This is a genomic window from Patulibacter sp. (assembly GCF_030655195.1).
Classification (GTDB): domain Bacteria; phylum Actinomycetota; class Thermoleophilia; order Solirubrobacterales; family Solirubrobacteraceae; genus Patulibacter.
Window position 1 is genome coordinate 1 of sequence record NZ_JAURWA010000009.1, and the last position, 21017, is coordinate 21017.

A 21017-nucleotide genomic window follows, 5' to 3' on the forward strand; every position below is an offset into this window, starting at 1 on the left:
CCTGGCACGGGATCGCCCCGACCCCACCCGGCCTCCCGCCCCGCGCCCGGTGGCGCCGGCCCCGGGCCCGCGTCCGTCGCGCGGTGGTGGCAGCGCGGCCTCCGAGTTCGGCCCCTGACGGCCGCCGGTGGGGCAAACCCGGGCCACCTGCCGGCACGGAATCGACCGCACCCCCACCCGATCGCGGCCAGACCGGCACCCCGGGGCAAACCCGGGCCACCCGCTGGCACGGGATCGACCGCACCCCCCCGCCGGATCGCGGCACCCGACGGGCACCCCAGGTCAAGCCCTGGCCACCCGCCGGCACGGGATCGACCGCACCCCCACCGGATCGCGGCACCCGACGGGCACCCCGGGTCAAACCCGGGCCACCCCCTGGCACGGGATCGCCCCACCCCCACCGGATCGCGGCCAGACCGGCGCCCCGGGTCAAACCCGGGCCACCCCCTGGCACGGGATCGCCCCGACCCCACCAGGCCTCCCGACCCGCGACGCTGCGAGCCACCCACCGGGGGTGCCTCGGCCCCGCCGCGACGGCGCAGGGGCGGACGCCCGCCCCGCTCACCGGCGCCCGCGCTGGTGTCGCGGACGCCTCCGGGCCCCGCGCCCCGCCCCCGCTCAGACCTCGTCGTGCGCCGGGGCGCCCGCGGCCTTGCCGCGGATGTCGGCCAGTTGGTCGTCGATCCAGTCGCCCGGGCTGCGGTCCAGGACGATCTCGCGCAGGCCGTCGGCACGGCGCTTGCGCTCCGCACCGCTCATCGTCAGCGCCCGGTGGATCATGTTCGCCAGGTCCTGGACGTCGAACGGGTTGACGGTCAGGGCGAACTCGCCGAGCTCCTCGTGGGCGCCCGTGTTCTCGGAGAGGATCGAGACGCCGTCGCGCTCGTTGACGATCGGCCCCTCCTTCGCCACGAGGTTCATCCCGTCGAACATCGCGTTGACGATGTGGGCGTCGTAGTGGCGGTAGGAGGCCATCGCCTCCTCGAGGTCGTCGCGCAGCTTCAGCTGGATCGGCATCCAGTCCGGCGTGCCGTGCCGGTGGTTGACGACCGCGACGAGCGCCTCGATCCGCTCGAGGTACTCCTGATACTCGGCGACGTCGGTCCGCGACGGCATCAGCTGCGCCACGAAGGTCACGCGCTCGATGAACTCCGGGTGCTGCTCGAGGAAGAGGTCGAAGGCGGAGAACCCGCGCAGGACGTTCTTCGACAGGTCGGCGCGGTCGACGCGAAGGATCATGAAGTCGCGGCGGCGCCGGAGCAGCTCGTCCTCGAACTGGCGGACGCGGACGCGCCGGGAGACCGCGCGGGTGGCGGCCGCGTCGATCGGCAGCGGGTACGCACGGACCCAGACCTCGCGGTCGTCGATCTTCACGACGCCCTGCTTGTGGTCGACCTCGAGGTCCAGCAGGTCCTCGCAGCACTGCAGGAAGTTGCGCCGGTAGGACCTCGTGTGGAAGCCGATGATGTCGTTGGCGAGGATGCCGCGGTAGATCTCCTCGCGCATCCGGGGCGGCAGGACGCGCCAGGAGTCCGACTGCGACCACGGGATGTGGACGAAGTGATGGAGGAAGACGTCCGGCCGGCGCTTCCGGATCATGCCCGGCAGCAGGTACAGGTGGTAGTCGTGGACCATCACCACGGGGTTCTCGACGCCGTCGATCTCCTCGACCACGGCGTCTGCCATGTCCTCGTTGACCAGCTTGTAGCCGTAGTCGTAGGCCTCGACCTCGTGGGTGCGGATGTCCGGGGCGTTGGACAGGTCCCACAGGTAGTGCTGGATGAACCACAGCATCGGGTTGCTGATGATCGAGTAGAAGCCCTCGTAGGCCTGCTCGTCCGAGACCACCAGGCGCACGTCGTAGTCCCCGCCGACGGGCGACTGCACGGTGAACGCCTTGCCGCCGGCCTGCCGCGAGCGGTCGGCGTCGCCGCGGCCCATGGCGCTGGCGATCCAGGTGACCGGGCGGTGCGAGGCCAGGCCCGTCAGCGCGGTGACGAGGCCGCCCGTGCCGCGGCTGATGGTGCCGTCGGTGTCGAACGTCACCGGCCCGCGGTTGGAGACCAGGACGAGCGGCTTCTGGGGAGGATCCGGCATTTCGACCTCCAGCGTAGCGGGGCGCGGGGGCGCTCTCGTGGACCGCCGGTGACCACGTCGCCACGTCGACCGACGGCCGTCGGGGGGACCTGCGGACGCGTGCATGCGACGGCCCCCGCCGGGGCATCGATCCTGGTTGCGCCGACGGGGCCGCGGCGGTCGCGGCCGGGTCGCGACCGCCGCCCGCTCAGCCCCGCGGCGCGGTGACCGGCCGACGACCGAGGGTGACCTCGACGTCGCGCGGCTTGCCGTCGCGGTAGATCTTCAGCGTCACCTTCTGGCCCGGGCGGTAGCCCTGGATGATCTCGGCGACGTCCGTCGACGTCCGGACGGGCTTGTCCTCGATGCCGACGACGACGTCGCCGCCGGGCGCGAAGGACGAGACCTGGAACGCGCGCTGCGGGCCGTCGGGGCCCTTCAGGCCGGCGCTCTTGCCGGGGCCCGACGGCGTGGCCTGGATCCAGGCGCCGCTGTCGGTGCCCAGGTCGAACTCCTTGGCCAGCTGCGGGTAGACGCCGACCGTCGAGATGCCGAGGAACGGGTAGGAGGCCGAGCCGCTGGCGCGGATCTGCTGGATCGCCCGGCGGACCGTGGTCGACGAGATCGCGAAGCCGACACCGGAGCCGTCGCCGCTGGTCGTCTCGATCTGGGAGTTGATGCCGATGACGCGGCCCCGGGCGTCGAGCAGCGGGCCGCCCGAGTTGCCGCGGTTGATGGCGGCGTCGGTCTGGATCGCGTCGACGGTGTCGAAGCCCGACTGGGAGCGGATCGAGCGGTCCAGCGCCGAGACGACGCCGGCGGAGACGGACTGCTCCTCGCCGAACGGCGAGCCGATGGCCACGACCGGGTCGCCGACCTTCGGGTCGTCCCCGCCGGCGAAGCGCAGGCGCACGAGGTTGAGGTCCTTCGGGTCGATCTTCAGCAGCGCGACGTCGTTGAAGCGGTCGGTGCCGATGACCCGGGCGGAGACCTGGTTTCGGTCGGCGAAGCGCACGAAGACGCGCTTGGCGACGGGCGAGCGGACGGACTCGCCGAGGCTGATGACGTGGGCGTTGGTGGCGATCTCGCCGTCGTCGGAGACCACGAAGCCCGAGCCCAGGCCGCCCGCGTCGGTGCCCGAGGCGCCCGCCGCGATGATCGTCACCACGCCGCCGCCGAGCTTGGAGTAGATCTGCCGCGGGTCGATCGACAGGCCGCCCGTCTGCGCGTCGCCGTCGCCGGCGCTCGTGTCGAGGTCGTCGACCGCGGTGACCGAGCCCGATCCGGAGCTCTGCGTCGAGACGGAGGTGCCGCCCGTCGGCTCGTCGTCGTCCCCGCCGCAGGCGGTCAGCGCGACCGGCGAGGCCACGAGGAGCGCGATCGCGGCGAGGCGGGCGGGGAGGGTGCGCGAGAGGCCGGATGTCATGCGGGGAGCTCCAGGGTGAACGTCGTGGTGGGCGGTCCGCCCTCCACGTCGAGGCTACCGCGCATGCGCACGGCGAGTTCCCGGGCGATCGCCAGGCCCAGGCCCGCACCGGACCCGTCGCCGGTGCCGTGGAAGGGCTCGAACAGGTGCGGCAGATCCTCCGGGGCGATCCCCGCGCCGCGGTCGGCCACCGCGATCCGTGCGGCCCCGCCCCCGCGCGAGACGCGGACCTCGACCTCGTCGTCGGAGCGCGAGTGCTTGAACGCGTTGTCGACGAGGATCCGCACGATCTGGGCGACGCGCTCGGGATCGCAGTACCACTCGACCGGGTCGCCGATCAGGCGGACGGTGAGCCGCCGGCCCTCGAGCTCGACCCGCGGCAGGAACTCGCCGGCGACCCGCTCGGCGAGGGCGTGCAGGTCGGTCTGCTCCGGCCGCAGCTCGAGCCCGCCGCTCTCGAGCCGCGAGAGGTCCAGCAGGTCGTAGGAGAGGCGCGTCAGCCGCTCGACCTGCGTCGCCAGCCGGGCGAGGAAGGCGTCGCGCTCCTCGTCGTCGAGCTCCTCGTCCTGCAGCAGCTCGACGAAGCCCGAGAGCGACTGCAGCGGCGTGCGCAGCTCGTGCGACGCGGTGGCGATGAAGCGCTTGCGGCTCGAGTCCAGCTCGCCGAGCTGCCGCTGCATCGTGTTCAGCGATCTGGCCAGCGCACCGAGCTCGTCGGGGGCGTCGACGTCGAAGCGGGTGGCGAAGCGGCCCGAGGCGACCTCGCGGGAGCCCTGCTCCAGGCGGCGCAGCCGGGTCGAGACGCCGACGGCGAACGCGGTGCCCGTGAGCAGCGCGACGACGATGCCCAGGAGCCCGCCGAGGACCAGCCGGCGGCGGACGAGGGAGACCGTCGCGCGGACGTCGGCGAGGTCCTCCGCGACGACGATGACGCCGCGGCGGCCGGTCGCGGCCGCCACCGGCTCCGCGACGCGGGCCACCAGGCGATCGCCGTCGTCGACGGCCCGCATCGTGCGCCGGGCCTGGACCGCGCGGGCGGCGAGCCGGGCGCCCGGGCCGTCGGCCGGGGTCCGGCCGGACGACGAGCGGCGCGTCGGCACGAGCTGCCCCGCGGCGGGCGAGAAGAGGACGACCTCCGCCCCCGTCCGGGCCGCGACCGCGTCGACGAGCAGACGATCGGACCGCGCCGATCCGGGTGATGCGCCCCCGGCCTGCGCCCGCGAGTCGCGGACGGCCGCCCCGGCGTCCTGGGCGAGCGACTGGACCCGCTGCTGGGCCAGCGTGGACTCGAGGCTCGGCAGGACCTGCAGCGCGATCGCGCCGACGGCGACGACCGTCACGGCGACGAAGGCGAGGGTCAGCCGCAGACGCAGCGACCGGCGCAGCCGGGCCCGCACCCCCAGGAGGCCGCGCCCGCGCTGGCGCTCGCCGGCCACCCCGTCCTCAGTCGTCCGCGTCGCGGAACCGGTAGCCCAGGCCGCGGACCGTGATGACGTGCTCGGGCTTCTTCGGGTCGCGCTCGATCTTCTCGCGCAGGTGCAGCACGTGGACGTCGACGGTCCGCCGCTCGCGGTAGGCCGAGCCGCCCCAGGCCCGCTCCAGCAGCATGTCGCGGGTGAAGACGCGGCCGGGCGCGTAGGCCATGGTCGTCAGCAGCTCGAACTCGAGATGGGTCAGCTCGACCTCCTCGCCGCGGACGGTCACGCGACGGCGGTCGGGGTCGATGACCAGGTCGCCGACCTCGATCGGCGGCGTGTCGCCGGGCTGGACCGCCGGCATGGCCGCGCGACGGAGCGCGGCGCGGACGCGGCTGCGCAGCTCGCGGACCGAGAACGGCTTGGTGACGTAGTCGTCCGCGCCGCTCTCCAGGCCGGTCACGCGGTCGGCCTCCTCGCCGCGGGCGGAGAGCATGATGATCGGCACCGTCGAGCGCTGGCGGAGCTGGCGGCAGACCTCGAAGCCGTCGACGCCGGGCAGCATCACGTCGAGCAGCACGAGGTCGGGACGGGAGCGGTCGAACTGCTCCAGGGCCTCGCGGCCGTCGGCGGCGGTCAGGACCTCGTGGCCGTCCCGGCGCAGCGGGAAGGCCAGGAGCGTCCGGATCGATTCCTCGTCGTCGACGACGAGGATGCGGGCGGCGGCGGTCATCGTCACCCCATCATCGCGCCCGGGCCGCCGGATCGGGGTGCGCCGGTACGCTGGCGGTCCTTGGCGATCCGGATCGGCATCGGTGCGCTGCTCCTCGCTGCGCTGGTCGCGGTGTTCTCGCTGCGCGCGCTGCCGCGGCCCCTCACGGCCGACCTGCCCGCCGACGCCTACGACGCGGCGTCGGCGATGCGCCTGAACACCGAGCTGACCCGCACGTTCCCGTCCCGTCGGGCGGGCTCCCCCGGCGACGCGGCCCTCGGCGACCGGGTCGGCGCGGAGCTGCGCCGGGCGCTGCCCTCCGCGGCGATCGACGTCGACGAGTTCACCTCCGACACGCCCGACGGCACCCGGACCCTGCGCAACGTCTCCGCGACCCTGCCGGGCCTGCCGGGGCCCGAGATCATGATCGTGGCCCACCGCGACGCCCTGCGGCGCGGCTCGGCGGCCGAGATGACGGGCACCGCGGGGCTGATCGCCCTCGCACGCGCCGCAGGGCAGAACCGCTTCCAGCACACCGTGCAGTTCGTCTCGACCAGCGGCGGCTCGGGCGGCGGGCTCTCCGGGGCGACCCGTCTGGCGAAGGCCGCGAAGGGCCGCGTCTCGACGGTGATCGTGCTGGGCGACCTGTCGGGAGACCGGTCGCGGCAGCCGGTCGTCGTCTCCTGGGGCAACACGCCGAGCGCGGCGCCCCTGCGGCTCGGGCGGACCGTCGAGGCGGCGCTGCGCGGCGAGGGTCTGCGGCCGGCGCCGTCGGAGTCGCTGTGGCGCCAGGTCGTCCGGCGCGGGCTGCCGGCGACCGTCGGCGAGCAGGGCGAGTTCGACCAGGCCGGGGTCCCGTCCGTCCTCCTGACCACGACGGACTCGATCGCCTCGTCCGCGACCGCCCCCGTCGACGCCGGGCGCTTCGGCGCGTCCGGCCGTGCCGCCGTGCGCGCCCTGCTGGCGGTCGACATGCCGCGGGCGGACGTCGGACCGCAGCAGGGCAGTCTCGTCATCGCCGGGCGCGAGCTGCCCGGCTGGGCGCTGCGGGTGCTGCTGCTCTGCCTGGTGCTGCCGCTGACCGGCGGGGCGCTGGTCCTCTCGATCGCCCTGGCCCGCGACGGGGTGCACCTGCTCGGCGGGCTCGCCTGGACGGTCGGGTGCGCGGTCGGGCCCCTGGTCGCCGGGCTCGTCGCGATCGGTGCCGGTCGCACCGGTCTGGCCTGGCCCGCGCTCCCGGCCCCGTTCGCCGGGACCGCCGTACAGACCGGCGCCGGGGCGTGGGTGCTGATCGGCGTCCTGCTCCTGCTGCTGCTCGTCCTCACCGCGCTGGCGCGACCGTTCCTGACGCGCGAGGTCGCCGGCCATCATCGCCCGACGCGCCCGTCCGTGGCCTTCGGCGTGTTCGTCGTCCTGCTGGTCACGATGGTGCCCCTGCTCGTCCTCGATCCGCTCGCGGCGTACCTGCTGGTGCCCGCGCTGGCGGCCTGGCCGGCGGCGATCTCCCCGTTCCCGGTCGTCGCGCCGTTGCACCGCGCGGGGCTGTTCCTCGTCGGTGCCCTCCTGCCGCTCGCGGCGATCGTCACGGTGGTCTCGGACCTCCGGGTCGGCATCGTCGAGGTGCCGTGGTGGCTGGTCCTCCTCGTCGCCGGCGGCCACATCACGCCCGTGGCGATGCTGCTCCTGAGCCTCGTCGCGGGCACGGCGATCGCGACCCTGCTCTCGGTCGTCCCGCCGGTCACCAACCCGGTGACGGGCCGGCGCGGCGGGGCGCCGGAGCGCGAACCCCGACGGCGTCGCCGCCGCCCGGTCGCGGACGGCGAGCCGTTCGGAGGTCCCGCACCCCAGGACGAGGCGCCGGCCCCGCCGGTCGGCCCGCCCGGACCACGGCGCCGTCGACGGGCCCCGGTCGCCGACGACGAGCCGTTCGAAGGTCCCGCACCGCCCGCCGAGGCGCCGGACCCGCCGGTCAGCCCGCCCGGTGCTCGAAGCCCGCGAGCACGACCGGGACGCCGTCGCGCAGCAGCCGCGGACCCGGGGCCTCGTCGCCGGCCGCCGCGCGAACCTCGCCGATCCACGTGACGCCGGCCAGGCCGTCGGCGACGCCCGGCGGCGCGGTCACCAGCAGCTCGTAGTCCTCCCCGGCCGTCGCGGCCAGCTCCGCGGGGTCCTGCCCCGTGGCCCGGGCGACGGCGTCGACGCCGGCCTGGCGCGGCAGCCGGGCCAGGTCGACGTCCACCACGACCCCGGACGCCCGCCCGAGGTGCCCGGCGTCGGCGGCGACCCCGTCGGAGAGGTCGATCCCGCAGCGCACGCCGGCCGCCGACAACGCGACGCCCTCGTCCAGCCGGGGCAGGGGCCGCAGGTACCGCTCGACGAGCGCCGGCCCCTCCGCGGGGCCGGGCGCCCGGCCGAGGACGATCGCGAGGCCCGCCCCGCTCCCGCCGAGCGACCCGGTGACGCCGACGCGGTCGCCCGGCCGGGCACGGTCGCGACGCAGCAGCGCCTCGGGACCGGGAGCCCAACCGACGACGGTGACCGTGATCACGAGGACGGGGCCGGCGGTGACGTCGCCGCCGGCGATCGTCGTGCCGGTGCGCAGCGCGAGCTCCTCCATCGCCGCGACGGCGCCGAGGACGTCTGCATCGCCCCAGTCCGGGGGCACGGTCAGCGCGACGTACGCCTCGCCGGCCGCCACGCCCATCGCCGCCAGGTCCGAGAGCGCCGTGGCGAGCGCGCGGTGCCCGACGACCGCGGGCGTCGCCCGCGGATCGCCCGCGGGCAGGTGCACGCCCATGACGGTCGTGTCGGTGCTCGTGACCGCCAGCGCGCCGGCGGGACGGACGACGGCGGCGTCGTCGCCGGGCCCGATCAGGAGGCGGTCGTCACGGGCCGTGAGGCCCGCGGTGAACGACCGGATGAGTGCGCGTTCGCCCACGCCGGGAGCATGACGCCCGGGCGGGGCGGAGGTCGGCGGCCCGTGGCCGCCGGGTGCGTCCTACCGGTGGCGGTAGACGATGCGCGCGCGGCTGAGGTCGTACGGCGAGACCTCGACGCGGACCCGGTCGCCCGGGAGGATGCGGATGCGGAAGCGGCGCATCTTGCCGGCGACGTGGCCGAGGACCTCGTGCCCGTTGTCGAGCTGCACCTTGAACATCGCGTTGGGCAGGGCCTCGACGACCTCGCCCTCGAACTCTACTTTGTCTTCTTTGGCCATCCGACCTACGGTACCAAGGGTCGACCGGCGGACGCTGAGCCCCTACCACATGGGCGGGCGCCGGGGCAACCGCGGGAGTCCCGGGGCGCCACCGCCGCGGGCCGCGGCGGGGAGCCGACTGCGGGGGGCCGCCGGCGGCGGCCCCGCCACGTCCTACGGGGCGGCGGGGGCCGGCGGGGTCTCGTACGAGTCGGCCGGGTAGGCGTTCGAGACGCCCGAGGTGCCGGCGCCGGTGGTGCTGCCCGTGCCGGTGCTGCCGGAGTCGCCCGTGCCGCCCGTCGGGTTGCCGTACTGGTCGGTGGTGCCCGTCCCGTTCGGGGAGGTGCTCGAGCCCCTGCGGCCCTTCGTGCCCGTGAACGGGACGAGGCCCTGGAAGTCGCCGCAGTAGTCGCCGTGCGCCGACGCCATGTACTGCTTCCAGATCGGGGCCGAGACGCTCGCGCCCTGGATGTTGCCGCCGGCCTGCGTGGTCGACACGATCGTCTTGCGCGAGCCGGGGTAGCCGACCCAGACCGCGGTCGACATCCGCGGCGTGTAGCCCGCGAGCCACACGTCGGACGGGCCGTCGGTGGTGCCGGTCTTGCCGCCGGCGGGGCAGCCGAAGTTCGCCGACGCGGCGGTGCCGCCCTTGATGTCGGCCTGCAGGATGCGGTTGACCTCGGACGCGACGTCCTTCGGGATCCCGCGGGTGCGGCGGACGGGCTCGGGGCGCTTGACCGACCCGTCGCCGAAGACGACCTTCGTGATCGCCCGCGGGGTGACGCGCATGCCGCCGTTGGCGATCGTCGCGTAGACGCGGGCGATCTCCATCGGGGTGACCTCGGCGGCGCCGAGGGACTCCGACGGGTACGACTGCAGCTTCGACGTGATGCCCATCGCGCGGGCGGTCTTCGTCACGTTCTTCATGCCGACGTCGAGGCCGAGCTGGAAGAAGACCGTGTTGACCGACTTCAACGTCGCGGTCTTCAGGTCCATCGACCCGCCCTTGGAGCCCTCGCCGGCGAAGTTCTTGACGACGCCCGTGCCGTACTGCGACGGGATCGGCAGCGAGCCCGGGGCCGGGTAGCTCGTGCTCGGGCTGATGCCCTGCTCGAGCGCCGTGGTCAGGACGATCGTCTTGTAGGTCGAGCCCGGCTGGCGCTTGCCCTGCGTGGCGAGGTCGTACTGGTTCTGCCCGAACTGGGTGGAGCCGGTCGACGCCTCGATGTCGCCGGTGGCCGGGTCGAGGGTCACGACCGCGGCGGACGGGTCGCCCGCGGACGGGTCGAGCTTGTCGGCCATCGCCTTGCGGGCCAGCTCCTGCTTGCGCAGGTCGAGCGTCGTGTAGACCTTCAGCCCGCCCTGCGAGACGCGCTTCTTGCCGTACTTGTCGATCAGCTTCGTGCGGACGTAGTTGAGGAAGAACCGCTCGCGACGGGTCGTGTAGTAGGTGCCGCCGTTCTTGACGCCGAGCGGCTTGGCCTGGGCGGCCGCGGCCTCCGACGTGCTGACGTAGCCCTGCTGGGCCATGCGCCGGATGACGTCGTTGCGACGGGCCAGCGCGCCCTCGGGGTTCTGGTACGGGTTGTAGTCCGACGGGGCCTGCGGCAGGCCGGCGATGGTCGCGGCCTGGGCGAGGGTCAGCTTGCGCGCCGTCGTGCTGAAGAAGACGCGCGCGGCGGCCTCGACGCCCTTGATCTCCTGGCCGCCGACGGTGCCGTACGGCGCGGTGTTCAGGTAGGTCGTCAGGACCCAGGTCTTGCCCTCGCGACCGGGATGGCGGTCCTCGAGCTGCTGGGCGAGCTTCGCCTCGCGGATCTTGCGGTCCAGGCTGCTCGTCGTGTCCTTCGTCCACAGGTTGCGGATCAGCTGCATCTCGAGCGTCGAGGCGCCCTCGGCGTTACCGCCCTCGGAGATGTTGCGGGTCGCGGCGCGGAAGATGCCCTCGACGTCGACGCCGGCGTGCTCGTAGAAGCGCCGGTCCTCGACCGCGACGGTGGCGTTGCGGACCAGGTCCGACATCTCGGTCGTGCGGATCTTCTCGCGCAGGACGGGGCCGGGCAGGTAGCCCAGGCGCGTGCCGTCCTTGGCGTAGACGACGGACGGCGCACCGGGGTCGACCTGGTCCATCTCGTCGAGGTCGACGCTGTCGGCGACGGAGACGACGTAGCCCACACCGCCGATCGCGCTCACACCGAGGGCGACGAAGGCGACGGCGAACAGCACGAGGACGACTCGTGCCGCACCGCCCTTGGAGCGTCGCTGGCGACGCTTGCGGGCTGCGTGGGACATTCCGGAGGGACGATACCCCCATCGGACCCGTTCTCCTGCCGGTTGCACCCACGGATGCACCCGCGGATGCACCCGCGCCGCGGTCCCATCGGTCGCGGTCGGGCGGGGGATCGGGCACCATGACGTCGGATGGGGCGCCCTCCCCAGCTCGAGCGCCCGCCGGCGTCCGGGCCCCCGACGCCCGCGTCCGTCGCCGCCCCGGCGTCCGCCGCCGGCCCCGCCCCGAACGGCCCGGCGACGCCCCTCGGCTGGCGCGCGACGGCTCGCGTGGTGCTCCCCGCGTTCGTGCTCACCCGCCTGGTCACGCTGATCGCGGGCGTCGTGGGCGCCGCGCTCTGGGGGATCCACGACGGCGCGACCACGTACGACCCGGCCGGGCTGACCACCGGCCTGGGCGGCGTCGTCGACCGGCTCGTCGGGCCCTTCGCGCGTTGGGACGCCGTCTGGTTCCTCGACATCGCCAACAACGGCTACCCGACGGACTACGCGCCGCGGACGGCGTTCTTCCCGCTCTACCCGGTGCTGTTGAACGTCGGCGGACTCGTGCTCGGCTCGCCGCTGATCGCCGGGCTGCTGATCTCGTCGGTCTGCGCGTTCCTCGGCGCGATGCTCGTGCACCGGCTGACGGAGCTCGAGCTCGGCCGGCCCGCGGCGGGCGTGGCGGTCTGGGCGCTCCTGCTGTTCCCGGGATCGCTCTGGCTGTCGGCGGTCTACTCGGAGGGCCTGTTCCTGCTGCTGTCCGCCGCCTGCCTGTACTACGCGCGGGAGCGGCGCTGGGCCGTGGTCGCCGCGTGCGGGGCGCTGGCGGCGACCACCCGCAGCGCGGGCGTGGTCCTCGTGGTCCCGATCCTCGTGATGGCGTGGCAGGGGCGGACGCCTCGTGGCCGGAGCGGCGTCGAGGGCCCTGCGGGCGGGAGCGGCGTCGCGGGCACCGTGGACCGGGTGCTCGTCGGCGGGCGCGCGGCCGCCGACCGGGCCGGCGCGCGGCTGGCCGACGCCGCGGACGACCTGCGCCCCGCGCTGCTCTCGGCCGGGGCGGTCGTCGGCGGGCTCCTGCTGTTCCTCGTCGGGCTGCGCCTCGCGGGGCACTCGTGGACCGTCTCGTTCGACCAGCAGCAGGAGTGGGGGCGGCGCAACGTCGGGCCGTTCGAGGGGATCGTCCAGTCGGTCCGGGCCGCGGAGGCCGGGCTGTCGGACCTCGTCCACCCGGTCTCGACCCCCTCCGGCGAGGCCACCGCGCTGGCGTGGATGAACCCGCTGCTGCTCGTGTTCCTCGTCGGCGCCGTGGTGGCGCTCGTGGGGGCCGCCCGCCGCCTGCCGCCCGCCTACGCGGCGTACGCCGGCTGCGCGCTGCTGCTGCCGCTGAGCTCCCCCGCGACCGAGGGCGCCGGCCCCCTGATGTCGCTCCCGCGATTCCTCGGGGTCCTGTTCCCGCTGGCGATGTGGGCCGGCTGGTGGCTGACCCGCGGGCGGCTGCAGCGCACCCGCCGGATCGTCCTCGCGGTCGTGGGTCTCGGGATGCTGGCGCTGTTCTCCGAGCTGACGACGCGCTGGCTCTTCGTCGCCTGAGCACCGGCCGCCCGGGTCCCGGACCGTCCCGACGGCGCACCGGCGGAGCCGGGCCGGGCTCCGGCGGCCCACCGCCGTGCGCCCCCGCCCGGCGGGGCTTTCGACGCCCGGCTGCCGGTACTCTCGGCCCGGTGAGCACGCCCGTGTCGACGACGCCGTCGTCCCCGCCCGCACCCGATCGGGACGGCGACGGCTTCGGTCCCCGGCTCTCGTGGGGCGCCGGGACGGCGCTCCTGGCGTTCATCGCGACGCTCGGCGCCACCATCGTCACGTCGATCCCCGCGATCGCGATCGGCGACGACACCGGGACGGCCAAGGCGACGGGCTCCGTCGTCGGATCGATCCTCCAGAACGCCGTCTTCGTCGGCATGCCGCTCCTGATCGTCGGGATGATGGTCGGCGGCCTGCGGCGCCGCGACGTCGGGCTGGTCCTGCCCCCGAAGGCGTGGCGCATCCCGCTGTTCGTGGCGGTCGCGCTGGTCCTGTACCTGCTGATCTCGGCCGGGCTCGGCGAGCTCCTGAACGCCGGCGGCCAGGAGGACGAGCTGCCCGACAAGCTCGGGGCCAAGGAGTCCCTCCTGGCGGGCATCGCGGTCGGCCTGGCGGTGACGGTCTGCGCCCCGATCGGCGAGGAGTTCCTGCTGCGGGGGATCCTCTACCCCGGCCTGCGCGACTCGCTGGCCCGCATCGCCCCGGTCTGGGTCGCCATCGCGCTGGCGGCGATCCTCGACGGCCTGCTCTTCGGCGCGCTGCACCTCGGCGGCACGAAGGCGATCTTCCTGCCGGTCCTGATGGTCTTCGGCGTGATCCTCTGCCTGCTGTACCAGCTGACCCGTACGCTGTACGCGAACATCCTCCTGCACTGCACGAACAACTCGATCGCGATCACCGTCGCGCTCGACTGGTCGTTCCTCGGCGGCCTGGCCCTGTGGGCGGCGGCGGTCTCGATCATCACGCTGCTCGCGCTGGCCGCCCGGCGGTTCGAGCTGCGCCTCGGCCCGCCGAAGCGGGTCGGCGGGGTCACGCCCGCGCGCTGAGGGCCTGCGGCCGTCCCGTCACCGCGGGGGCCGACGACGCCCCGCGGAGGGGACGGATCTGGCGCGCCGCCGCTCGCCACGGGGAGGACGCCGCCCGGTCGGCCCGTCGCCGTCGCCCCGGTGAACGGCCCGTCCCAACCGGGGTGCGCCGTCGCGGGCACGGGTACCATGAGGCCATGACGCAGCATCGCCTCCCCGCTCGCAGGTCAGCTCTGGTCGCGGTGCTGCCGGCCCTCCTGCTGGTGCCGACCGCCGCGCACGCCCAGGCCCCGGCCGCCCCGGCACCGGCTCCGGCACCCGCCCCGGTGGCCACGAAGCTCACGCTCGTCACCGAGAAGGCCCGCACGGGCGAGGCGCTCAAGGGCGACCGGTGGCGCGCCCTGGTCGTCGCCGACCAGTACGTGGCCGGCACGAAGGTGAAGCTGTCGTTCAAGGCTTCCAAGCGGACCGTCTCGCGGACGCTCACGCTGAAGCAGCAGAAGAAGGGCGAGAAGGGCTACGTCCGCTTCACGGTGCCCAAGCGGCTGGAGCGCAGCTCCCGCGTCGTCGTCCGCGCCTCGGTGCCCAGCGGCCAGCCGACCGCCGCGACCGCCGCGAAGACGCGGATCGTCCGGCAGGCCTCGCCGAACGTCTCCCCCGGCGAGAAGGGCCTCGCCGTCCGGATGCTGCAGCGGATGCTCGCCGACAAGGCGTACGTGATCGGCACGAAGGGCGTCTACGACGCCCGCACCCAGCGTGCCGTCCTGGCCTTCCGCAAGGTCGTCCGGATGAGCGCCACGAGCGAGGCCGACTCGGCCGTGTTCCGCGCCCTGCGCGCCGGCAAGGGCACGTTCAAGGTCCGCTTCCCGAGCCACGGCCGCCACATCGAGGGCGACATCGGCCGTCGCGTCATCGCCCTGATCGACAAGGGGAAGGCCGTCCGGATCTACCACACGTCCCCGGGCAAGGCCTCGACGCCGACCATCCGCGGCAGCTTCAAGGTCTACCGCAAGGACCCGGGCACCAACGCCCTGGGGATGTTCCGCTCCGTCTACTTCATCCGCGGCTACGCGGTGCACGGCTACCCGTCGGTGCCCGCCGGCTACAGCGCCAGCCACGGCTGCTTCCGCGTCCCGATGGCCGACGCGACGACGATCTACAACTTCTCGTCGCTGGGCATGCCGGTCGACACCTACTAGGACCGCGGCACCCGGCCCGCCCGTGGGTGGCCGGTGAGCAGGATCAGACCGCCGGCCCCCGGGCCGGCGGTCGCCGTTGCGGCCCGGCACGACGACGCGGCGCACCCCGTACTCCCCCGGCGACGTAGCATCGCCCGGAAGATGCCTGACGCCGAGACCGCCAAGGACCTCCTGGTCGCCGAGCTGCGCGAGCACGCACTGGTGCTCGGCGAGGTCACGCTGACCAGCGGCCGGACCGCGAGCTACTACGTCGACGCCAAGCGGGCGATCATGCGCCCCGCCGGATTCCGGGCCCTCGGCGAGCTGCTCGCGGCCGAGGTGCAGCGCCTCGGGGCCACCGCCGTCGGCGGGCTGACGATGGGCGCCGATCCCGTCGCCTGCGCCGCGCTGGCCGGTGGCGCGGACGCCACCGCGTTCTTCATCCGCAAGGAGACGAAGGCCCACGGCCTGCAGCGCCGCGTCGAGGGCCCGTTCCTCACCGACGCGGACCGCTGCCTGGTCGTCGAGGACGTCGTCACCACCGGCGGCTCGACCGTCAAGGCGATCGAGGCCCTGCAGGCCGAGGGCCGCACCATCGTCGGCGTCGTCACCGTCCTGGACCGCCTCGCCGGCGGCGGCGCCCGCATCGAGGACGCCGGCGGCGCCCCCTACGTCGCGCTCACCACGATCGACGACGTCCATCCCGACCGCGACGACGCCTAGAGCCATGACGCACCGCTCCCCCCGCGGCCCGGCCGCCCCCGTGATCCGCCTCGCCCAGGGCGCCGCCGCCCTCCCCGCTGACGCGTCCTCCGCCGGGGTCGCCCGATGACCCTGGTCGGCGTCATCGTCCTGTTCCTGGGCCTGGCGACCGCCGGCGCCGGCGCGGGACTCGCGCTGTTCGAGCGCCTCGAGCCGCGCCGCACCCTGACCCTGATGGGCGCCGGCGTCGTGATCGGCGCCGCCGGCCTGCTCCTGACCCTGGCCTCCGCCGACGACGGCGAGTCGCTCAGCGCGGGCACCTTCGTCCCCCTCGCGATCGTCCTGGCGATCGTGGCCTACGCGGCCTGGTTCGCGCGTCGGCCTCCGGCGCCGAAGGACTGAGGGAGCGGCGCACCGGCGCCGGAGGACGGGCGAGCGGCAACCCGCCCGCGGACCTGGCGCCGCGGAGCCCCGTGCAAGAGTGGGCGCGTGCGCGTGGCCGTCCTCGGAGCCCTCGAGGTGTGGCGCGACGAGCGCCTCGTGCCCGTCGCGGGCGGACGCGTGCGAGCACTCCTGGTGCGCCTGGCCCTCGACGCCGGACGGGAGGTCGGGCGCGACGCGCTGATCGACGCGATCTGGGAGGAGTCGCCGCCCGCCGACGCCGGCCACGCCCTGCAGGCCCTGGTCTCCCGCCTGCGCCGCACGCTGGAGTCCGACGCGGTGGTCTCCGGGACCAGCGGCTACCGGCTGGCGGCCGATCCCGCCGACGTCGACGCCCTCGCGTTCGAGGTCGCCGCCCGGGCCGGATCCGCCGCGCTGCGGGCCGGGGACGCCGCCGGGGCCGCGGAGGTCCTGCGCGACGCGCTGGCGACCTGGCGGGGTCCGGCGCTCGGGGAGCTGGCGACGGACCGGCGCTTCGCCGCGCGGGCGGCGGACCGCCTCGAGAGCTCGCGTCTGGCCGCGACCGTCGACCGGATCGAGGCGGACCTCGCGCTCGGGGCCGGGACCGACCTCGTCCGGGAGCTCGACGACCTGGCGAGCGCCCACCCCCTCGACGAGCGGATCGCGGCGCAGCGGATGCGGGCGCTGACGGCCGCGGGCCGCGCGGCCGAGGCGCTCGACGGCTACGAGCGGATCCGCACCCGGCTGGACGACGAGCTCGGCGCGCTGCCGTCCGCCGAGCTCCGGGCGGCACATCTGTCGGTGCTCGGCGGGGCGGCCGGCCCCGGGGGCGGCGCCTCGGGCCGCGGCGACCGTCCCGAGGTCTCCCCCGCGGTCGGCGCGGTCGGGGCGGTCGGCGGTCCCGCGGCGCCGGCCGCCGTCGAGGCCCCTGCCCAGGAGGCCGTCCCGCGCCGCACGAACCTGCGCCACGCCATGACGAGCTTCGTCGGGCGCGAGGCGGAGGTCGAGCGCCTCGACGCCCTGCTGGCCGAGCACCGCCTGCTCACGCTGATCGGGCCGGGCGGCGCGGGCAAGACGCGCCTGGCCGGCGAGGTCGCGGGACGCCAGGGCGGACGGGCCGCCGACGGCGTCTGGATGGTCGAGCTGGCGACGATCACGGACCCGGGCGACGTCGGGGCGGGCGTCCTCGGGGCGCTCGGCCTGCGCGAGGCGAGCCTGCTGCGGCAGTCCCCCGCCGGCGGCACGGGTCCGGCGGCGGCGCCGGACACCGACCCGGTGGCGCACCTGCTCGACGTCCTCGCCGAGCGCGAGACGGTGCTCGTCCTCGACAACTGCGAGCACCTCGTCGCCGCGGCCGCCGTCCTCGCCGACGAGCTGCTCGCGCACTGCCCGCGGCTGCGGATCATCGCCACCAGCCGCGAGCCCCTCGGCATCGCCGGGGAGCGGCTCGAGCAGGTCCCGCCCCTGGGCCTGCCGCCCGCGGACGCCGACGCCGCGGTGGCCATGGCCCACCCCGCGGTGCGGCTCTTCGCCGACCGCGCGGCCGACGCGTCGCCCGGCTTCGCCGTCGACGCGGGGACGGTGGGGAGCGTCGTCGAGATCTGCCGGCGCCTCGACGGCCTGCCGCTGGCGATCGAGCTGGCCGCCGCGCGCCTGCGGTCCCTGCCGGTCGCGCAGATCGCCGCGCGCCTCGACGACCGGTTCCGCCTGCTGACCGGCGGCAGCCGCGCCGCCTTGCCGCGGCAGCAGACGCTCCGCGCCGTCGTCGACTGGAGCTGGGACCTGCTGTCGGAGGACGAGCGGCTCCTCGCCCGGCGGGTCGCGGTCTTCCCCGCCGGCGTCACGCCGGAGAGCGCCGCGGCCGTCTGCGCGGACGACGACCTGGACGCCGACGCGGTGCTCGACCTGCTCGCCGCGCTCGTCGACCGCTCGCTGCTGGTCCTCGTCGACCGGGACGCGCCGCGCTACCGGATGCTCGAGACGATCCGCGAGTACGCGACCGAGCGGCTCACCGCGACGGGCGAGCTCGGCGCCACCCGCACGGCCCACGCCCGGTTCTTCGCCGGGCTGGCCGTCGAGGCGGACCCGCACCTGCGTGGCCCCGACCAGCTCGCCTGGTTCCGCAGGCTGCAGGCGGAGCGCGACAACCTGCAGGCCGCGCTGCGCTGGCTCGCCGAGGACGGCGACGCGCGCTCCGCCCTGGGCCTGGCGCTCTCCCTCTCCTGGTTCTGGGTCCTCTCGGGCAGCCCGAACGACGCGAGCGCCGCTGTCCGGCTCGCCCACGCGGTCCCCGGTGACGCGGACCCGCTCGACCGCCTCGTCGCGGAGAACCTCGCTCTGTTCGGCGACGACGCGATGACGCAGGATCTGCGCGCGGACCTGTCGGGGCTGCTCGACGAGCTCGAGGCGATGGACCTGACGCCGCGCCCCGTCCTGATCGCCGCCGCCCCGGTCCTGGCCTGGTTCTCGGGGGATCCCGGGCGCGCCCAGCCGCTGTTCGCCGCCGCGCTCCACAGCGACGACCCGTGGGTCCGCGCGACCGTCCCGCTCGTGCTGGCGCAGACCGCCGAGAACGCCGGTGACGTCGAGGGCATCCGACGGCACCTCGACGAGGCGCTGGCCACCTTCCGCGCGATCGGCGAGCGCTGGGGTCTGACGGCGACCCTGAGCTCGATCGCGAGCCTGCGGATGCTCGAGGACGACCTCGACGGTGCCGCGGCGGCGCTCGAGGAGGCCCGCTCGCTGTTCCAGGAACTCGGAGCGGAGAGCGACAACGCGCGGCTCCTGCTCGACATCGCGGGCGTCCGCTGGCGCCAGGGGGATCTCGACGGCGCCCTCGACTACGCGCGCCGGGCGCGCGACGCCACCGACGTCGGCGGCATCGAGGCGGCGTTCGCCGGGGCGTTCCTGGCACGCGTCTCGTGGCTCCTCGGTCGCGAGGACGAGGCCCGGGAGCTGATCGCCGCCGCGCTGCGGACGACCGACCGCGTCTCCCCCGTGCGCCCCGAGCACGGCCACATCCACGCGGCCGTCCGCGCCTCCGCCGTCCTGATCGCGGTCGACGACGGCGGCCTGCGCACGGCTCGCGAGCACCTGGCGCTCGCCCACCCCGCGGCGGTCGGCACGGAGGACCAGCCCGTGATGGCGCTGGTCGGCGTCGCCCTCGCCGCCCTGGCCGAGCGCACCGGGGACGCGACCGCCGCCGCCGAGATCCTCGGGGCCGCCGCCCGGCTGCGCGGCGCGGCGGACCGCACCGACCCCGCGATCGCCCGGCTGACCGCCCGGCTGCGGCAGACCCTCGGGGACGAGACGTTCGACGGGACGTACGCGAAGGGCCTCCGGCAGGACCGCGACGGGGCGCTGCGGCGGCTGGACCCGGCGACGCTCGGGGGCTGAACCGCCTGCCCGCTCAGGCCGGCTGCGCCGTGCGGGCGGCTGGCGGGGCCGCGGCCGGCGTCGCGGCCTCGGCGGGCTCCTCGACCGGGTGCTCCTCGACGGAGCGGGAGTCGGTCAGCGTCCAGGCGCCGTAGCCGGCGACCAGGCCAACGACGATCGCGAGGATCCCGTAGGTCACGCGCTCGCCGTGGAAGAACGACTGCACGAGGTCGGGGCTCCACGTGCCGGCGGGCAGGGCGGTAGTGACCAGGACGGCGATCAGCGTGCCGACGACGGCGGTGCCGACGCTCGTGCCGACCTCCTGCGCGGTGTCGTTCAGCGCGGTGCCCATCGACGTGCGGTTGGCGGGCATCGCGTCGACGAGGGCGACGGCGCAGATGGTCATGATCGTCCGCAGGCCGATGGTCATCACGACCATCGAGATCGCGATGGCGAGGTAGCCGTGGGAGACGCCCCACGACATGCCGCCGAGCGAGACGGCGAGCAGCCCGGCGCCGATCATGCAGGCGACGCGGTGCCCGAAGCGCTTCGCGAGGCCCTCGGAGAGCGGGGAAGCGAGCAGCATCGTGACGATCAGCGGCAGGTTCGCCAGACCGGCCTTCACCGGGCTCCAGCCGTAGGCGTACTGGAAGTGCAGGATCAGGCCGAACATGACGGCGGCCATGGCGATCGAGGTGCCGGCCTGCGCGATCGCGGCGCCGCGCACGGTGCCGTTCTTGAACAGGCCCAGGTCGAGCATCGGCGCGTCCGTGCGGCGCTCGTGACGGACGAACCACGTGGCCGCACCGACCGCGCCGACGACGGCCGCGAGGGTGCCGGCGCCGAGCCAGCCGTGCTCGACCCCGCTGGTCAGCGAGTAGCACGCGAGCCCGATGGCGGCGACGCTGAGGACGGCGCCCGGCAGGTCGAGCCGGTCCTGGGTGAGGCCGTCGGGGTGGTCGGCCGCGACGCCCAGGCGGATCCCGACGTAGGCGATCAGAGCGATCGGCGCGTTGACGACGAGCAGCCACTCCCAGCTGACGTGGGCCAGGGCGGTGCCGCCGAGCAGCGGGCCGAGCACGAACCCGGACAGGCCGACGGTGATCATCACCGTCATCGCGCGCATCCGCAGCACCTTGTCGTCGAACAGGCGGAAGACGAGCGAGTTGGTGATCGGCGCCATCATCGCGGCGGCGATCCCGAGACCGGCACGCAGCGCGATCAGCTCGCCGGCGGAGTGGACGAACACCACGAGCAGGCTCAGCCCGCCGAACAGGCCGAGCCCGACGCTGAGGACCCGCCGTCGTCCCCAGCGGTCGGCGATCGACCCGGCGGTCAGCAGCAGCCCGCCGAACGTCAGCGAGTACGCCCCGGTGACCCACTGCAGCCCGGTCGTCCCGCTGCCCAGGTCGCGCCCGATGGTGGGCAGCGCGATCGACAACAGCGTGTTGTCGACCATCTCGACGAAGAAGGCCAGGCAGAGGGCCGCCAGCGGGATCCACGCCGCGCGGAGCGACGTGTAGGTCCGCGGCCCGGCGGCGAGTGGTGCGGTGGTCGTGGAGCTCATGCCCGGCAGCATCCGCGAGCCCGCTCACAGCGCCCGCACACGGCGCTCACACGGGACCGCCCGGGCGTGTGCGAGCAGGCGCCACCGCGCG

General features: G+C 75.2%; 15 protein-coding genes. 7 read left to right on the forward strand and 8 right to left on the reverse strand.

All coding sequences use genetic code 11. From position 1 onward, the window contains the following. Positions 1-618 precede the first annotated feature (618 nt). From Q7T67_RS00790 to Q7T67_RS00805, 4 genes are all read right to left on the reverse strand, one after another. Positions 619-2097, reverse strand: a complete 1479-nt coding sequence (locus Q7T67_RS00790; protein ID WP_304785420.1) for a trehalose-6-phosphate synthase — start codon at positions 2095-2097, stop codon at positions 619-621. A gap of 187 nt (positions 2098-2284) precedes the next feature. Continuing rightward, on the reverse strand, positions 2285-3502 hold the full coding sequence (locus Q7T67_RS00795; protein ID WP_304785421.1) for a S1C family serine protease: 1218 nt from the start codon (positions 3500-3502) through the stop codon (positions 2285-2287). Then, positions 3499-4938, reverse strand: a complete 1440-nt coding sequence (locus Q7T67_RS00800) for a cell wall metabolism sensor histidine kinase WalK (protein ID WP_304785422.1) — start codon at positions 4936-4938, stop codon at positions 3499-3501. Before Q7T67_RS00800 ends, Q7T67_RS00795 begins: the two co-directional genes overlap by 4 nt. A gap of 7 nt (positions 4939-4945) precedes the next feature. Next, positions 4946-5650 carry a response regulator transcription factor gene (locus Q7T67_RS00805; protein WP_304785423.1) on the reverse strand — a complete coding sequence of 235 codons (705 nt, stop codon included), beginning with the start codon at positions 5648-5650 and terminating at the stop codon, positions 4946-4948. A 60-nt stretch (positions 5651-5710) separates the two neighbouring features. On the opposite strand from Q7T67_RS00805, the gene Q7T67_RS00810 reads away from it, so the two are divergent. After that, positions 5711-7711, forward strand: coding sequence for a hypothetical protein (locus Q7T67_RS00810; protein WP_304785424.1), 2001 nt, complete (start codon positions 5711-5713; stop codon positions 7709-7711). On the opposite strand, the gene thiL is transcribed toward Q7T67_RS00810, so the two are convergent. The 3 genes from thiL to Q7T67_RS00825 all read right to left on the reverse strand — a co-directional run bounded on the left by thiL (position 7599) and on the right by Q7T67_RS00825 (position 11117). Then, the gene (gene thiL / locus Q7T67_RS00815) at positions 7599-8567 is read right to left on the reverse strand and encodes a thiamine-phosphate kinase (RefSeq protein WP_304785425.1); all 969 of its coding nucleotides are present in this window, start codon (positions 8565-8567) and stop codon (positions 7599-7601) included. The two genes, Q7T67_RS00810 and thiL, sit on opposite strands and share 113 nt — an antisense overlap. A 60-nt stretch (positions 8568-8627) precedes the next feature. Further along, positions 8628-8846, reverse strand: coding sequence for a translation initiation factor IF-1 (infA, locus tag Q7T67_RS00820; RefSeq protein ID WP_007577037.1), 219 nt, complete (start codon positions 8844-8846; stop codon positions 8628-8630). A gap of 153 nt (positions 8847-8999) precedes the next feature. After that, positions 9000-11117, reverse strand: a complete 2118-nt coding sequence (locus Q7T67_RS00825) for a transglycosylase domain-containing protein (protein WP_304785426.1) — start codon at positions 11115-11117, stop codon at positions 9000-9002. A 129-nt stretch (positions 11118-11246) separates the two neighbouring features. Between Q7T67_RS00825 and Q7T67_RS00830 the strand changes: the two genes are divergently transcribed. The 6 genes from Q7T67_RS00830 (at position 11247) to Q7T67_RS00855 (ending at position 19380) form a co-directional block, all read left to right on the forward strand. Next, complete coding sequence (locus Q7T67_RS00830) at positions 11247-12686, forward strand: mannosyltransferase family protein (protein ID WP_304785427.1); 1440 nt, start codon at positions 11247-11249, stop codon at positions 12684-12686. Between the two features lie 131 nt (positions 12687-12817). Beyond that, the gene (locus tag Q7T67_RS00835) at positions 12818-13723 is read left to right on the forward strand and encodes a CPBP family intramembrane glutamic endopeptidase (protein ID WP_304785428.1); all 906 of its coding nucleotides are present in this window, start codon (positions 12818-12820) and stop codon (positions 13721-13723) included. Between the two features lie 176 nt (positions 13724-13899). Then, on the forward strand, positions 13900-14901 hold the full coding sequence (locus tag Q7T67_RS00840; RefSeq protein WP_304785429.1) for a L,D-transpeptidase family protein: 1002 nt from the start codon (positions 13900-13902) through the stop codon (positions 14899-14901). Positions 14902-15042: 141 nt separating this feature from the next. Further along, positions 15043-15603, forward strand: a complete 561-nt coding sequence (pyrE, locus tag Q7T67_RS00845) for an orotate phosphoribosyltransferase (RefSeq protein WP_304785430.1) — start codon at positions 15043-15045, stop codon at positions 15601-15603. A 105-nt stretch (positions 15604-15708) separates the two neighbouring features. Next, the gene (locus Q7T67_RS00850) at positions 15709-15984 is read left to right on the forward strand and encodes a hypothetical protein (protein ID WP_304785431.1); all 276 of its coding nucleotides are present in this window, start codon (positions 15709-15711) and stop codon (positions 15982-15984) included. Between the two features lie 87 nt (positions 15985-16071). Continuing rightward, positions 16072-19380, forward strand: coding sequence for a BTAD domain-containing putative transcriptional regulator (locus tag Q7T67_RS00855; RefSeq protein ID WP_304785432.1), 3309 nt, complete (start codon positions 16072-16074; stop codon positions 19378-19380). Positions 19381-19393: 13 nt separating this feature from the next. Here the strand turns inward: Q7T67_RS00855 and Q7T67_RS00860 are convergent, their stop codons facing one another. Further along, on the reverse strand, positions 19394-20926 hold the full coding sequence (locus Q7T67_RS00860; protein ID WP_304785433.1) for an MFS transporter: 1533 nt from the start codon (positions 20924-20926) through the stop codon (positions 19394-19396). Positions 20927-21017 lie beyond the last annotated feature (91 nt).

What these genes read in the sequence shown, in the direction of transcription:
- Q7T67_RS00790 (WP_304785420.1), bottom strand. Translation starts at nt 2,097, where the DNA reads ATGCCGGATCCTCCCCAGAAGCCGCTCGTCCTGGTCTCCAACCGCGGG.
- Q7T67_RS00795 (WP_304785421.1), bottom strand. Translation starts at nt 3,502, where the DNA reads ATGACATCCGGCCTCTCGCGCACCCTCCCCGCCCGCCTCGCCGCGATC.
- Q7T67_RS00805 (WP_304785423.1), bottom strand. Translation starts at nt 5,650, where the DNA reads ATGACCGCCGCCGCCCGCATCCTCGTCGTCGACGACGAGGAATCGATC.
- infA (WP_007577037.1), bottom strand. Translation starts at nt 8,846, where the DNA reads ATGGCCAAAGAAGACAAAGTAGAGTTCGAGGGCGAGGTCGTCGAGGCC.
- Q7T67_RS00825 (WP_304785426.1), bottom strand. Translation starts at nt 11,117, where the DNA reads ATGTCCCACGCAGCCCGCAAGCGTCGCCAGCGACGCTCCAAGGGCGGT.
- Q7T67_RS00830 (WP_304785427.1), top strand. Translation starts at nt 11,247, where the DNA reads ATGGGGCGCCCTCCCCAGCTCGAGCGCCCGCCGGCGTCCGGGCCCCCG.
- Q7T67_RS00840 (WP_304785429.1), top strand. Translation starts at nt 13,900, where the DNA reads ATGACGCAGCATCGCCTCCCCGCTCGCAGGTCAGCTCTGGTCGCGGTG.
- pyrE (WP_304785430.1), top strand. Translation starts at nt 15,043, where the DNA reads ATGCCTGACGCCGAGACCGCCAAGGACCTCCTGGTCGCCGAGCTGCGC.
- Q7T67_RS00850 (WP_304785431.1), top strand. Translation starts at nt 15,709, where the DNA reads ATGACCCTGGTCGGCGTCATCGTCCTGTTCCTGGGCCTGGCGACCGCC.
- Q7T67_RS00860 (WP_304785433.1), bottom strand. Translation starts at nt 20,926, where the DNA reads ATGAGCTCCACGACCACCGCACCACTCGCCGCCGGGCCGCGGACCTAC.